This is a genomic window from Trichococcus sp. TS_SC_9 (assembly GCF_056156325.1).
In genome coordinates this window covers 1588095-1603510 of record NZ_CM149591.1, presented here as the reverse complement: position 1 = coordinate 1603510, position 15416 = coordinate 1588095, and the positions used below count along the sequence as shown (strand labels likewise).

The window sequence follows — 15416 nt, the reverse complement described above, 5'->3', positions numbered from 1 at the left end:
TTCCTTCTTTCTTATTGTTGTTTTTGAGCTTTTAAGTTTTTCTTCACTGCTTCTTCCAAACCATTCAGGTAAGTTGCACCTAGCGCACGGTCATACAAACCATAACCTGGTTTACCAGTTTCTCCCCAGATCATACGGCCATGGTCAGGACGGATTGCACCTTCAAAGCCGCCTTCCACACAAGCTTTTACTACTTCATACATATCAATGGATCCCATTTCGGACAAGTGAGCAGATTCTTGGAATGAACGTCCGCCGACCAATTTCACGTTACGTGCATGCACGAAGTTCACACGTTTTTTAGCAAGCATATCTTTCAGGATAGCCACTGCATCGTTTTTAGGATCTGAAGCGAATGAACCTACGCAAAGGGTAACGCCGTTGTATTCGCTGTCGTACAATTTGATGAAACGGTTCAATGCTTCTCCGCCAGTGATGATACGCGGCAATCCGAAGATGCTGTATGGAGGATCATCAGGGTGAATAGCCATCTTCACGCCGGCTGCCTCAGCTGTAGGCATGATTGCTTTGATGAAGTATTCTAGGTTTTCCCATAGTTTTTCTTCGTCAACTTCTTTGTATTCATCCATTAAAGCGTTCAATTCTTCAGAAGTGTAGCTTTCGTCCCAACCTGGAAGAGAAAGCGTACGTGGGTCCATTTTGTTTACTTCTTCTTCATCGAAGATCAACGCATTTGAACCATCCGGTAACTCGTATGCCAAGTTGGAACGAGTCCAGTCAAAGATTGGCATAAAGTTATAACATACAACAGGAATTCCCGCTTTGCCTAAGTTACGTAAGGTTTCTTTGTATGCATCGATGTATTGATCACGGTCTGGACGACCCAATTTGATGGATTCGTGAACCGGAACAGATTCAATAACAGAGATGTATAGGCCTTCAGCTTCAACGTCCGCTTTCAATTTTTCGATTCTTTCCAATGGCCAAGATTGACCAACCGGGATATCGTAAACTGCAGTAACGATTCCTTTCATACCAGGGATTTGACGGATATTTTTCAGTGTAACAGGGTCCTCATGACCGTACCATCTGAATGACATTTCCATTGCAATACACTTCCTCTTCTTTTTTTATTTTTTTTATTTTTTAAAATCAAAGTATGCTACAGCGTTGTTGTAGCATATGTTCGTGATCAGCTTTTCAAGTAACTTGGCATCATTCGGTATTTCTCCACGTTCCACGAGATCACCGATGAAATCACAAAGGATGCGGCGGAAATACTCATGACGCGTATAAGAGATGAAGCTTCTTGAATCCGTCAGCATGCCGACAAAATTCATCAACAACCCTGCTTCGGATAAGGATTTCAATTGTTTCAGCATGCCGTACTTGGTGTCGTTGAACCACCAACCGGAACCCATCTGGACTTTGCTCTTGATGCCTTTATCGTTCACTTGGAAGTTCGTGATTGCCGTTCCCACTAAGTCGAAATAAGTAGGGTCAAGGTTATAGGCGATGAATTTAGGCAGTTCATTCGTCAGGTCCATTGCACCAAGAAGATTGTTCAAAGCGTAGGACACGTTCGGTTGATCCTGGATGGAATCGAAGCCCGCATCCGCGCCTAATTCAGCAAACATGCGCTTGTTGTTGTTGCGGATGGCGCCGAAGTGCAATTGCATCACGAAGTCTTTGGCAGCATAGATTTTGCCTAGTTCCACCAACAAGCGTGTTTGGTATTTTGCATATTCCGCTTCCGAAATGCTGTCTCCTGCGATCGCTTTGGCGTAGATGGCTTCAATCTCTTCATCCGTGGCTTCAGTATAGTAGATTTGGGATAAGCCGTGGTCGGAAACGTTCGAACCATGATCCGCAAAATATTGGATCCGCTCTTCCATTCCTTCCAGCAACTCAGCGAATGTCGCCATTCTCTTGCCTGTCGTTTCTTGCATTTTTCCGATGAAACCAGCAAATTTAGCTGCGTCTTGGATAGCGAAAGCTTCATCCGGACGGAAACCAGGAACGACTGCCACATCAAATGTCTCGTCTTCAGCGATTGCTTTGTGCCATTCCAAAGTATCCGTAGGGTTGTCTGTCGTGCAAATGAAGGTGACGTTGGAATTCTTGATCAACGTACGCGCTGTCAGCTTTTCTTCTTTCAACACGCGGTTGCATTCCGCATAGATTTCCCTCCAGTTGGCACTGGTAAGTGTTTCTTCTATATGGAAATACTTTTTCAATTCCAAGGCTGTCCAATGGAACAAAGGATTCCCTACTGCATTTTCAGCAGTGTAGGCCCAAGCTTCAAATTTTTCTTCAGGAGAAGCATTGCCGGTGATTTTTTCTTCCGGAATTCCCATCGCACGCATCGCGCGCCATTTGTAATGATCTCCGCCCAGCCATAATTCCGTGATGTTTTCGAATTCATAGTCTTCAGCAATTTGTTGTGGGACCAAATGGCAGTGGTAATCGAAGATAGGCATGTTTTCCGCATATTCGTGGTAGAGTTTTTTGGCAGTTTCGGACTGTAACATAAAGTCGTCATGAATAAATGACATGTGAAGAAATCCCCTTCCGAGCTTTATTTTGAAATACTACTGATTATTGTGCTTTGATTTCTGCCAATCGATCGGCAAATTCTTTAGCTGCAGCCGCTACACTCGCGTAGCCGCCTTCTTTAAGGTTCCGTGTCAAGGCACTGCCGACACCGACCGACCAAGCTCCGTTTGCGATCCATTTGTCCATGTTCTCAATACTTACGCCACCTGATGGCATCACGTCAACCCAAGGAATAGGACCATGAACGTCTTTGATGAATCCCGGACCCAACAAACCACCCGGGAAAAGCTTGACCACTTCGCAGCCAGTTTCCAAAGCCATTTGAATTTCTGTAACAGAACCGCATCCAGGCAAATATGGAACAGTGTATAGGTTGCACATTCTTGAAATCTTTTCATTAAAGGAAGGGCTTACGATAAATTTCGCTCCGTTCATGATTGAAATTCTCGCAGCGACTTCATCCAATACCGTACCTGCACCTACAACCATATCCGTTCCTGCGAATTCATCAGACAGCTTGCGCATAACATTTTCAGCACCCGGTGTCGAAAATGTCACCTCGATGTTCTTGATGCCTCCTTGATAAGCTGCTTTTGAAATTTCATAACCTGCCTCTTCGGAAGCTCCGCGCACGACTGCAAACAGGTAATTCTCTTGTAATTGAGCCAGGGTATCTCTCTTGACGCTCATTTGTCATCCTCCATTCATGGTTTCGCATTGTGGAACTCAGTATCATAACTCGAGTTCATTATAGAATTTACCATCTTTTATGTCAACGAAATTCCATCAGAAATATAAAAATGAGCGGCCAATTGTGAAAAATTTGTGGCGTACCCTTGAATGGCTCCATAAAAAAACAACAGAATATACAAAAAACTCCCCACAAACGCATGTATCATGCGGTTCGTGGGGAGTTACTGCCGTGTCGGCCTCAGATCGGAACGGATCAAAAGTGACCGAGCAACTGTGAAATTTTTGTGGAATACTCCAAAATTTTTCCGGTGTAGAAGTCTTTATCAACCATGTCGGACAATGGCAAGGAGATGCTGATCGCTCCTGCGGCAACTTCCCTTGCGCTAGAAAACGCTGCAGCAATGCAAACGATACCCTCTTCAAACTCCTCATCGTCAAGGGCGTAACCATTTCTTCTGATTTCATCCAGTTCATTGACGAGATCTTCATAAGTGGTGATTGTGCGTCCGGTCTTCTGTTCCGGCACGATACTGTCCCAATATTCACGGACGGCAGCATTTTGACGGGTGCTCAGAAGTGCTTTCCCGACCGCAGTGCAATAAAGCGGCGCTTTCGTACCAATCTTTGATTGCATCCGCACGCCGCGGGACTCACCATACTTATCGATGTAGAGAACTTCATCATTGTCTTCCACAACCAGATGCACGGTCTGTTTCGTATCATCCGACAACTGACGGATCATGCTTTTGGCCACATTCAAGAAGTCGATGTTGTGGACACGTTTGTTCCCGAGATGGAACATCTTCAAGGAAATACGATATTGCTTGGTGTCAGGATTGCGGTCGATATAGCCATTTTCCATCAAAGAGTTCACCAAACGATGGGTCGTTGCTTTATGCAGGTGGACTTTTTCGCTCAACTCCATCAGGCTGAGGCTCGGATAGTCCGCCAATGTTTCCAAAATCGATAAGGCCCGATCTATCGATTGCACTTTCGGGCTTGTGTTTGTTTCTTCTTTTTGCACCATTTTTCTGATCATCCTTTTTTCAAAATATAGTCTCAAACCTTATAAAATCTTTGTATACCATTCCATTTTCCATGCTTATCTAATCAAAAATCAGCGTTTGGATTCACTAAACGGGAAACCGTTTCATATTGTGATATTATAGCAAAGAAAATAAACCATGATAAGCCCCCTGAGTGATATTTCCATAAATATTTATATCCAGGCACAGATACACACATTCACGACGGACAGCTTTTGTGTCTTCTTATGGAAGCAAACGCTGAGGATTATGTCAGAAATTTGACAAGCCTGTCTTTATTTTGGATCATTTCTCCTCATCTCCTTTGACTTGAATGCGTTTTCTCACTATACTCATATCAGATTAAGAAAAGTGGTTTCATATTGTGATATATTATTTCCGTTATTATTATTTTCACTCTTCTTATCAAAAATAATCTTTTATGGGAGGAAGTTTTAAAAATGGCTCAAAATCAGTTAACCGGCGCTACAAAACGTCCATTCGGATTCCGTGACCTACTCGGATATTTCATGGGCGACTTCGGCTGCAATATGAGTTTCACGCTAATTTCCAGCTACATGTTCATCTTCTACACACAGTACATCGGGATTTCATTGGCCCACTATTCCATCGTCATTCTGATCACAAAAATCCTCGATGGCATCAATGATCCGATCATCGGCGCGATCGTCGACCGTATGGGTGCAAATAAAAAAGGCGAAAAATTCAAGCAATGGATTCTCCGCGGGGCTCCTTTCTTAGCATTGGCAGCAACCGTCATGTTCATCGACGCAGCCGATTGGAGCTATCCTGCCAAACTTGGCTTGTGTATCGGTGGCTACATATTATGGGATGTCACCTATACAGTCGTTAACGTACCTTACGGCGCCTTAAGCTCTGTTATGACTTCCAAACCTTCACAACGCGCTGCTCTATCCAATGCACGTTCTTGGGGATACATCATCGCCGGTGTTCCTCTAGGCATCCTGATTCCGATGTTCGCTTACGAACAGGTCACAAAAAACGGCCAAACAGCCAGTATTTTCCGCGGCGAAAGAATGTTTCCGATTGCTGTCATTTTGGGTGTGGTTTCCATCATAGCCTTTGCGCTTCTTTATCTGAATACGGAAGAACGCATCCAACACGTAGAGGTTGAAGGCGAAGAAGTGAAATTCAACTATTTTAAGACATTAAGAGACTTCTTCCGCAACCGCGCAATTCTGGGTATCGCTCTTGCCTCCATCGCGCAGATCCTGTTCATCATGGGTGGGAACCAATTGCACCAATTGACTTACCAGATGTACTTCGGGGACGGAACCTTGAGTTCTTACTCCATCCTCACGCAAGTTATCCCATTGTTCGTGGGTACTGCTATCGGTGGCGTATTGGTCGGAAAACTAGGCAAAAAGGAATTATCCACTTGGCCATTGATTGGCTCCATCGCAGTTTATGCCTTCCTTTACTTGGTCGAAATCACAAACCCGATTCTTTGGATCGCGATGCAGATCATCGCAAACAGCTTCGCATTCGGTTTGACGATTTACACGTGGGGTATGGTTGCTGATGCGATCGATTTTCAAGAGTGGAAGACCGGCATCCGTAATGAAGGTTCGGTCTACGCAACCTATTCCATGCTGCGTAAAGTCGCACAAGGTTTCGGCCAATCATTCATCCCTGCAGCCATCGCCATCCTGATTCCTACATTGGATGTTAAGAATCCGGTGACTTGGACCGCCGAAAACTCACTGGCCATCCGGGATATGGCTGCCCTATTCCCATTGATTGGCTATATCCTGATCTTCATCTGCTTCAAGTTCATCTTCAACTTGGACAGAAAAACAGTTGCAGAGATGCAAGTCGCTTTAGGCCGCGACGAAGAATAACCCATCCACGACAAAAAAAATCCCAACCGGATTATTACTTCCGGTTGGGATTTTTTTATTATTCGTGTTCTGCAAAGAATTCTTCGGGTGTCTTCAGAACGCCGCCGGTATTGGCTGATGTAACCAAAGCGGCGTAACGTGCCAACCAGCCTGTCTTCACTTTCGACACAAAGCGCGTCTGTTTTTTCTTTCTTTCTTCCAGCACTTCATCAGCGACGCTTACGTTGATCGTACGGTGCTCAAGATCGATGACGATCTCATCGCCGTCTTCAATCAAGCCGATTGGGCCGCCTGAAGCTGCTTCAGGAGAGATGTGTCCGATTGCGATACCGCGAGTGGCACCGGAGAAACGGCCGTCCGTGATCAGGGCAACGTCACGGCCTAAGCCGCGTCCCACGATGGAAGATGTTGGCGCCAGCATTTCCGGCATTCCGGGTCCGCCTTTAGGGCCTTCATAGCGGATGACGACAACATGGCCTTTTTTGACTGTGCGGTTATCGATTGCTTCCACCGCTTCATCATGGCTGCTGAAGCAGATCGCTTTTCCGACGAATTTTTTGATGTCGGCATCCACGCCGCCTACTTTGATGACACCGCCGAAAGGAGCGATATTCCCGTTCAGGATGGACAAGCCTCCGACCGGAGAATAGGCATTTTCGTATTTATGGATGACTGCTTCATTCTTGATTTCGTGATCTGCGACATTTTCACGGATTGTCTTGCTGGTGACAGTGATACGGTCCGGATGCAGGTTGCCGTGTTTGATCAACTCATTCATGATCGCCGGCACACCGCCCGCCTCATGCACGTCATGCATGGAGTAAACAGATGATGGTGCGATTTTTGACAGGTACGGCGTTGTTTCCGCAATCTCGTTGATGCGGTTCATGTCATAGTCGATTCCGGCTTCTTTCGCCAAAGCCAATGTATGCAGCACCGTATTCGTCGAGCCGCCCATCGCCATATCCAAGGCGAAAGCATCATCAATTGCATCAGCAGTGATGATGTCAAGCGGTTTGATGTCTTTTTTGACCAAGTCCATCAATTTGAAGGCCGCTTCGCGGATCAGTTCTCTTCTCTCGTCGCTGACTGCCAAAGCAGTACCGTTGTATGGCAATGCCAATCCCAATACTTCCATCAAACAGTTCATCGAGTTTGCGGTGAACATCCCTGCACAAGAGCCGCATGTTGGGCAAGCGTTGGCTTCCATATCGAAGAATTCTTCCTCGGTCATTTTGCCATCCTTGAAAGTGCCGACCGCTTCAAACATGGATGACAATGTCAGAGCCTGTCCAGTAGCGGAAAGTCCAGCCTTCATCGGGCCGCCCGAGCAGAAAATCGCCGGAACGTTGGTGCGGACAGCAGCCAACAGCATACCCGGTGTAATTTTATCGCAGTTCGGGATGTAGAAGACACCGTCGAACCAGTGTGCGTTGATGACCGTTTCAGCGGCATCGGCAATGATTTCGCGTGATGGCAATGAGTAACGCATCCCGATGTGTCCCATCGCGATCCCGTCATCGACACCGATAGTGTTGAACTCAAAAGGAATCCCGCCGGCTTCACGGATCGCTTCTTTGGCGATATCGCCTAATTCTCTCAAATGCACGTGACCAGGCACGATATCTGTATAGGAATTGCAGACAGCTATGAACGGTTTGTCCATGTCCCCTTCTTCCCTGATTTGTCCGGTCGCTCGCAACAAGGAACGATGTGGCGCTTTATCTATTCCCTTTTTGATTTTATCACTACGCATTGCTGTCTCCCCTTTTTCCATTGTATTTATAAAAAAGAAGCCCTCATGTGACATAGGGCTCCAGCTTACGTCGAGCCCTGATTCACTAAGAATAGGACTCAACTAATTGAATAGTTTGAATCCTAGGGCATAATAATGACTAATAATGTGTTTACAGCATGGCAAGTTGGCGTACTGTGTGCGTTCATTTTTCTCATCATACTGCAACTCCTTTCATTATCTTTCTTTAAATATTAAATCTAAATTAGAAATAAGTCAATGCTTTTATTTTTCTTTCATAATCCAATCAACTGTCTCCATGCATCCTTACGACTAAAGGACAGGAACAGGCGAAAATTTTTCCGGAAAGCAGAGATCCGCACTATCCGCATCGATGGAATCGATGATCATTTCCGTTGCGTACGCCAAACCATGCTCGCCCTCACGCAGGGACAGCTCATTGAAATGACAAAGGATTCCTTCATACAAGGGCACAAACGGCAATGCTTCCAAAACATCTGTTGGCCTCATCAGTGCCACGGGTTTGTTGGCTTGCAGCACGTCCCCCTCCACTAATACAGTCGAAATAAAATGGGAACAAAAATAATAATTTTCTCTGTTCCATTCCATATTGAATAGAGCCGGCAATAGTCCCAGCAGATTGTAATGGTATTGTTCTTTGTCCTTCTCGAATGAAGAAACATAGGCTCTCATCACAGCCGCCTGTTCCTCTGACACGGTCAACTCATAAACCGCGCATTTTGCCCGGCTATAGAAATCGGATGTCACATCTTCTTGTATGAACCCACCGATAAAAGGGTTATTGGCTGTTTTGCGGCCGAAACTGAAGGTATCCGCCAGTTCTGCATCAAACGCCAAGGATACATGGTTATATTTTTTTCTCGTGAACAGTTTGATGATCCGAGTCAATAGCGATCCTGTATCCGTCAATAATAAATAAATCTTCTGATCTGACATCCTGATGCTCCTAATTTGTTATTACAAAATCCGCCTTCCACACCTATTCTTGAGTTTACTCTTAAAATAGGCCATCCCGTTGCAGCAAATGAAAAGTCGTTCTGTTTTTGTACCCATCCTTTCATTATACCAAAAACATTTAAGCTGAATGCAACTTTTCAGAAAATTATCTTTACCTTCTTTTTTGTTTCATTCGTCTCCCCGCTCCCGATACTAGGATAGTCGAAGAATATCTGATAAGATAGTAGAAAAATAGAAGAAAAGTTGATTAAAAGGAGCACACACATGTACCATTGGTCTGAACTATCCAAAAACTATCCGGCATCCAGCATCCGAAAGATGGCGAAGTTGGCGGCCCAATTTGATGACACGCTGATGCTGACGATGGGCGAACCGAATTTCGAAACACCGGAAAGCATAAAAAAAGCCGCGCAGGACGCCATCGCCGCCAATCATACGCACTACGGTCCCAATGTCGGTGAGTTCGCTTTCCAGCAAGCCGTAGCGAATAAATATACGGACCAGATCGGCATCCCCTTCGATCCGAATGAAGTCATGGCAACTTTTGGCGGAACGGAAGCCATTCTGCACGTGATGATGGCGATCCTCAATCCAGGCGACGAGGTGGTCATAGCCGACCCGAGCTATCCGAATTATCTCGGCCAGATCATGCTTTTGGGAGCCAAAGTTGTCCCTGTGCCCGTCTACGAAGCAAATTCATTCAAGATGCAGGCTTCCGACATCGCACAGGTCCTGACCGACAAAACACGCCTGATCATTCTGAATACGCCGAATAATCCGATGGGTTCGATCCTTGATCAGTGCGATATGGAAGCCATCGTGTCCTTGGCCGATCGCCATCAGATTGCGATTCTGTCTGATGAGGTCTATGAAAGCCTCATTTACGATGGGAAGAAACATTTCAGCCTGTTCCAGATACATGGGGCCAAGGAAAATCATTTCGTCGTGAACAGCTTATCCAAAACTTATGCGATGACGGGCTGGCGGATCGGTTATGTCGTCGGCAATACGGAGGCCATCGATCGGATGGCTGAGTTCAGGGAAGGTATCGGATTCTGTGTCCCTCCATTCATCCAGGAAGCCGCAATCGCTGCAATCACAGGACCGCAGGATGATGTCAGTTATTTTCTGGAACAATATGACCGTCGCCGCCACATCATCGTCGATGGCTTGAACCAAATCCCGGGCTTCCATTGTCTGAGTACGGAAGGTGCCTTCTATGCCTTCCCGAACATCAAGTCATTCGGCAAGTCCTCCTATGATTTTGCGATGGAAATCTTAACGGAAACCCATGTGGCGCTGACACCGGGCTCCGCTTTCGGGAAAATGGGCGAAGGCTACTTGAGGATTCCGTTCGCCGAATCGGAAGAAGTCCTGCAGGAAGCCGTTGACCGCATCAAAGCCTATATCATAAAAGCTTATCCGCATTTATAGAACAAAAAAACGACGAGTCTCCTCGTCGTTTTTTTGGATCATTGGTTATCAATTTTGGCTGACTTATTTTTTTTCCATGCTTGCCAGACATGGTAGGCATATTGGGAGAAGGTGATGACAGCCAATCCCCCGACGAACAGCTGCAGGTAGATCAAACCAGGCAGACGGAACAAGGAAAGCAGGATCGTGACAAAAAGCAGGACAGTCGTCGCTTTTCCGAATACATTCGCCGGCACGATGATCTTCGGCTCGACATTCAGCAAAGCCACGCCCAGCAGTATCTGCAGGCCGTCTTTTATCAATACGATCAGGAAAAACCAGTTTTCTATATACCCGATGTCCATCAAGGTGTACAGAACAGAAATCTGCATCACTTTATCCGCAAACGGATCAGCCACCTGCCCGAATTTCGTGATGGCATCATATTTCCTGGCGATATAGCCATCGATGATGTCGGTAAGACTGGCGACCAGAAAAATAATCATCGCCCAACGGACCGGGTGCGCCACATCGGAATAGAAGACCATCAAATAAAAAGGGATCAAAAACAGGCGTATCAGCGTCAGGATGTTCGGTACACGTTTCATAAATTTGGCCTCCCAGCTACCATTGGCGTTCTTCTTATATATATTTTAATCTATACCGCATCCTTTAGCTATTTTTAGCAGAGTCGCACGCGCAAAAAAATTCAGAAACCAAGCAGCCGGATGGCAGCAGATTTCTGAACGATTTTCAATAATGCATGACGTTGTCTTGATAATGGATGCCTGTCCCCGCCAGGAAGACAATCTCATCGAAGAAATATTGCATCTTCTGGGAAGAGGCCAGCATGAATTCCGGATGCCACTGCACCGCGAAGATGTTTTGGCTTCTTTCTTTTGCTTGGAAGGCTTCGATCAACCCGTCTGAGCTCCACGCGATTGCCTCAAATGGCTCCGCCAATTCCTTGACGCCTTGGTGATGGAAAGAATTGACAAGATGTTTCTCCCCTAAAAAGGAACGCAAGAAATTATTCGGTGCAATCGCAATCGAATGGGAAGCATACTGGATGTTCGTTTTTTGGTCATGTTGGACATCATACTCTTCCAGCTGGCTGATATCCTGATGCAGGCTGCCGCCAAAAGCGACATTGATCAGCTGCATCCCACGGCATACCGCAAAAATCGGTTTGCACTGATTGTAAGCCTCTCTCGCTAAAGCGATTTCGAAAGCGTCCCTCGCCGGATGCGTGACACCCAAGCGATGAGTCGGCTCCTCATCATAAAGGATCGGGGATACGTCCTGCCCGCCTGCCAAAATCAATCCGTCCACAGCATTGATGTAATGCTCTGCATCCATGGGATCGCTGATGGGAATCACGAGCGGAATCCCTCCTGCTACTTGTACACCATCGATAAAGCCTTGCGGTGTGTAGGTTTTTTCCATCTGATTGCCGAGTTCAGCGCTCAAATGGTTGCCTCCAATTCCTATAATCGGTTTCATCCCTTATTCCTCCCGTCACATTTTTTTCTAATGAAGTGCGGTCATGATCTGCAAACACTTCCCAAAAAGGCTGTCCAAATGAGCGCACGATGCACAAGCTTAACTTTACCGCAACACATATACATGTCCAGGCAGCTGTCCATCATTCTCATTCCTCCACCCCTATTATTGCTATTCGATAAACTTTTTCACCAAATTCACATTTAAAAATAAATTAATGCTATTGTAACGTGCCGTCATGCCTCTGTCAATGACGAGTTGTGGCGTTTCTCATTGCAGCATCTCATTTTTATTCTCTATTTTCCATGAATATCCTTGATTTTTCTTGCTTTTTGAACACTTTTGCTCTAGGATTCAATATAGAAAATAAAATTAAAAAAGAATGAGAATACTTGCATTGGCATATTTTTTGGGGAAAGAGTAGTATTAAAAACGGACAGATTATACGCAATTGCAAAAAGGGATTGAACTCGCATTCGAAACAATTGTACAATTGACAGAAGCAAAAAGAAAAAAGCAACAATCAATAATGAAGCGTAATAAAATACTATCGTAAAGAGCCAGGGCGTCGAGTGTGGTCATCCACTGCAAGACAAACACCCTGCCAAGGAGGAAATTATGGCAATTTGGTCAAATAATTATCACGGTTCCATGAATGAAAAGGCATTTGAATTCAATTCATCCATCGATGCTGATGCCCGTCTGGTCTATGCGGATATCGCCGGAAGTATCGCTCATGCAAAAATGTTGGGCAAAACCGAAATCATTCCCCGCGAAGAAGCGGATGCCCTCGTCAATGAACTGGGCAAAATGAATGATGAGCTGCAGGATGGCGATCTCACCATCGATTTTTCGGAGGAAGATATCCACAGTTTCCTGGAAGCGGAATTGACGCGTCGTCTTGGCGCTATCGGCAAGAAAGTCCACACCGGAAGAAGCCGCAATGATCAAGTAGCGACTGCTTTGAAGTTGTATTCCGTTTCTGCCTTGGAGCATCTTTCCAGCCTTACCGCCAATGTTGCCCTCGCTTTGAGCGAAAAAGCCGAACAGCATCTGGAAACGATCATGCCTGGTTATACCCATCTGCAACGTGCACAACCCATCACTTTTGCCCATCACCTGATGGCTTACACGGAGATGTTCCTGAGGGACAAATCCCGTCTGGATGATGCCCAAGAACGGGTTCTGCATTATATGCCGCTGGGCAGTGCCGCTCTTGCGACAACTACCTTGCCATTGGACCGCGCCTTCACTGCTGAAGCACTTGGATTCAAGGATTTTTCCCGGAACAGTTTGGATGGCGTATCCGATCGCGACCATTCCTTGGAAATGCTGGCGGATATGTCGATTATCATGGTCCACATTTCCCGTCTGGCTGAAGAAGTCATCCTCTGGTCATCGCAAGAATTTGGCTTTGTGAAAATCCGGGATACATTCTCTTCCGGATCCAGCATCATGCCGCAGAAGAAAAATCCGGACATCGCGGAATTGCTGCGCGGTAAATCCGGCCGCGTCTTCGGCGATTTGATTGGCGTATTGACTTTGATGAAAGGCTTGCCGCTTGCCTACAACAAAGATATGCAGGAAGAGAAGGAATTGCTGTTCGAAGCGATCGACACAGTCACATTCTGTCTGGAGATCCTGCCTGCAATGCTGAACGATATGGACGTGATTGAATCAGCCATGCTGAAGGCTTCGCAAAAAGGTTATCTGAACGCCACCGACTGTGCCGACTTCCTTGTCGAAAAAGGCATCCCTTTCCGTGACGCTTACCAGATCACCGGAAATATCCTGAAGGAGTGCGAGGAACAGAACCTGACACTGGAAAACTTCCCGTTGGAGATGTACAAAAAACACTCGGACGCTTTTGACGAAACCATCTACAAGAAGGTTGACCTGAAAGAATGCGTCATCCGCAGAAATGTAGCCGGCGGACCGGCACCGGAACGCGTGAAAGAGCACATCGAGTCGGTCAAAACAAAATTGGAAGACTACCAGATTATTTCCTGATCACCAAAAATAACATAAAAATGCGGGACCACCAGTTTTGGCAATGTCATTAACTTAAGGGTATTGACAAATAAGAGACAGTGGAAAGCACGACGAAGCAAGGCAACTCCATGAAGAAAGTTGCCCTAATAACTTCATTCCCGGATTATTATAACGTGTTTCAACAGGGAAACATTGATTTATCAAGCTTTAAATGATTCCCGTTGTAATTTTATAGGGAATTCAAGTTAATATGTGTAACGATAAGATCGTCTGGATTTGTTCACCGGGGTCTTCCTTTTGGCCGCCCTATGTGGGCGGACGGGGACAAGGTGCTTGGTAAGCAGCGCACTCATTTGTTCAAAACTTTCTCTCCGTTGTTCGCGTGTTTCACTCATGAACGATCGTATGAAATAGGTTTTCACGATTCCGATAGCGATGCTGAGATTTTGCTTCATTTCATATTTATAACGCTCTTGGGGGATTGCTCTTGTTTCGCTCACTTCGATTAAATGAAGCATTGTCAGGTTGTACAACCAAACACTACAATAAATGTCCTGAAGAATCAGCCGTTCCCGAATGCCACTGAACTCCTCTAACTTCATCCGGTTTTTCAGTACGTTGTAGGCAGTTTCGATTCCCCATCTCAATCGGTACACTTCATTCAAGTCGTCGGATGAAAATTCTGCGGGTGTTAGATTCGTCAAAAGGACTTCGTCCTCTATCTTCTCGCTATCCTGCTTGCGAAGCGGGATTTTTACAAAACGCAAGGGATAAACCGTGCTCATCAAGGTCGCCCGGAAAATTCGGTCATTCCGGTACTCGTCTGTCTGGGATCTGTCAAAGGTGACTTCAAAGGTTTTATCTTGCCCTACAGACAGCTGACTGGAATAGCGTTTTAATTTCTGGTGATCCATTCTCATCACAAATTTCTGCCCGTCCTGAATCAGTTGATGGACCAGACGCAACGAAAAATAGCCGCGATCAAACACGGTAATGGTCGGTTGCCGCAGCGTTTCTTTCAATACGTGGAGGTGCTGCGAAGCCGAATCGCGCTCGCTGCTCTTGTACGGACCGACAAACGTGTCAATCACCAATTTGTTGATACAATCATAAAGCAGGGAGACGGAGGCCATCACCGGATTGGCGGATGCCTTTGCATTAAGAGCCACACCATATTTCTTGGCGTTTTCCTCCGTGGAGGGCAGGATGATGTCAGAGCCGTCTATCGCGGTCACAATGTAGCCGTTCAGCTTGACCAATTGGTCATCGTTTTCTTCATAAATCATGGACATGTAGTCAGTCATCATCAACCGGATAGCTTTGGGGTTATAGTTCATTCGGGCCTTATAAAAAGCGACGGTCGAAATGTCGAGCGGTTTCCTCTGATTATCGTAGAAATTTAAGAGTTCACAAAATTGGGAGTTCCCCTTTTGCGCAAACATTTGAAGCATCAATGTGAGTGGGGTCGTTTTCCTTTTTCGGGTAAAAGCTTGTGGGTTCCCTTCGCGGATATCTTCCAGATAAATCGTTTGGGCTTCTTCAATATATTCCTGAAACACCGTCAGTTGGACCGTCATTTTTGACCCCTCCTTTTGATAAATGAACCATCCTCTTTACATTAAGTATAACGGGAAATATAAAGAGGAGGAATAATAT

General features: G+C 45.8%; 12 protein-coding genes. 3 read left to right on the top strand and 9 right to left on the bottom strand.

All coding sequences use genetic code 11. The annotated features are described in order from the left end of the window. Positions 1-11: 11 nt before the first annotated feature. The 4 genes from uxuA to AC0J5I_RS07725 all read right to left on the bottom strand — a co-directional run bounded on the left by uxuA (position 12) and on the right by AC0J5I_RS07725 (position 4237). Positions 12-1067 carry a mannonate dehydratase gene (gene uxuA, locus AC0J5I_RS07740; RefSeq protein ID WP_106448980.1) on the bottom strand — a complete coding sequence of 352 codons (1056 nt, stop codon included), beginning with the start codon at positions 1065-1067 and terminating at the stop codon, positions 12-14. Positions 1068-1100: 33 nt separating this feature from the next. Further along, on the bottom strand, positions 1101-2516 hold the full coding sequence (gene uxaC, locus AC0J5I_RS07735) for a glucuronate isomerase (protein ID WP_475299352.1): 1416 nt from the start codon (positions 2514-2516) through the stop codon (positions 1101-1103). A 43-nt stretch (positions 2517-2559) separates the two neighbouring features. Then, complete coding sequence (locus tag AC0J5I_RS07730; protein ID WP_086626862.1) at positions 2560-3207, bottom strand: bifunctional 2-keto-4-hydroxyglutarate aldolase/2-keto-3-deoxy-6-phosphogluconate aldolase; 648 nt, start codon at positions 3205-3207, stop codon at positions 2560-2562. Between the two features lie 256 nt (positions 3208-3463). Further along, positions 3464-4237 carry an IclR family transcriptional regulator gene (locus tag AC0J5I_RS07725; protein WP_107994880.1) on the bottom strand — a complete coding sequence of 258 codons (774 nt, stop codon included), beginning with the start codon at positions 4235-4237 and terminating at the stop codon, positions 3464-3466. A 459-nt stretch (positions 4238-4696) separates the two neighbouring features. Here AC0J5I_RS07725 and AC0J5I_RS07720 point away from each other — a divergent pair, with 459 nt between their 5' ends. Then, positions 4697-6118, top strand: a complete 1422-nt coding sequence (locus tag AC0J5I_RS07720) for an MFS transporter (protein WP_107994879.1) — start codon at positions 4697-4699, stop codon at positions 6116-6118. Positions 6119-6176: 58 nt separating this feature from the next. Here the strand turns inward: AC0J5I_RS07720 and ilvD are convergent, their stop codons facing one another. Next, positions 6177-7874 carry a dihydroxy-acid dehydratase gene (gene ilvD / locus AC0J5I_RS07715; protein ID WP_107995075.1) on the bottom strand — a complete coding sequence of 566 codons (1698 nt, stop codon included), beginning with the start codon at positions 7872-7874 and terminating at the stop codon, positions 6177-6179. 312 nt (positions 7875-8186) lie between these two features. Next, on the bottom strand, positions 8187-8831 hold the full coding sequence (locus AC0J5I_RS07710) for a hypothetical protein (protein ID WP_475299351.1): 645 nt from the start codon (positions 8829-8831) through the stop codon (positions 8187-8189). A gap of 285 nt (positions 8832-9116) precedes the next feature. Here AC0J5I_RS07710 and AC0J5I_RS07705 point away from each other — a divergent pair, with 285 nt between their 5' ends. Next, entirely contained in the window at positions 9117-10286 is a 1170-nt protein-coding gene (locus AC0J5I_RS07705; RefSeq protein ID WP_475299350.1) for a pyridoxal phosphate-dependent aminotransferase, read from the top strand. Between the two features lie 38 nt (positions 10287-10324). On the opposite strand, the gene AC0J5I_RS07700 is transcribed toward AC0J5I_RS07705, so the two are convergent. Together AC0J5I_RS07700 and AC0J5I_RS07695 are read right to left on the bottom strand one after the other, a co-directional pair. Continuing rightward, positions 10325-10873 carry a CDP-alcohol phosphatidyltransferase family protein gene (locus tag AC0J5I_RS07700; protein WP_475299349.1) on the bottom strand — a complete coding sequence of 183 codons (549 nt, stop codon included), beginning with the start codon at positions 10871-10873 and terminating at the stop codon, positions 10325-10327. Positions 10874-11018: 145 nt separating this feature from the next. Continuing rightward, complete coding sequence (locus tag AC0J5I_RS07695) at positions 11019-11768, bottom strand: gamma-glutamyl-gamma-aminobutyrate hydrolase family protein (protein WP_086987268.1); 750 nt, start codon at positions 11766-11768, stop codon at positions 11019-11021. A gap of 618 nt (positions 11769-12386) precedes the next feature. Between AC0J5I_RS07695 and argH the strand changes: the two genes are divergently transcribed. After that, the gene (gene argH, locus AC0J5I_RS07690) at positions 12387-13778 is read left to right on the top strand and encodes an argininosuccinate lyase (protein ID WP_475299348.1); all 1392 of its coding nucleotides are present in this window, start codon (positions 12387-12389) and stop codon (positions 13776-13778) included. 227 nt (positions 13779-14005) lie between these two features. On the opposite strand, the gene AC0J5I_RS07685 is transcribed toward argH, so the two are convergent. Further along, positions 14006-15337, bottom strand: a complete 1332-nt coding sequence (locus AC0J5I_RS07685) for an IS4 family transposase (RefSeq protein ID WP_475299347.1) — start codon at positions 15335-15337, stop codon at positions 14006-14008. Positions 15338-15416 lie beyond the last annotated feature (79 nt).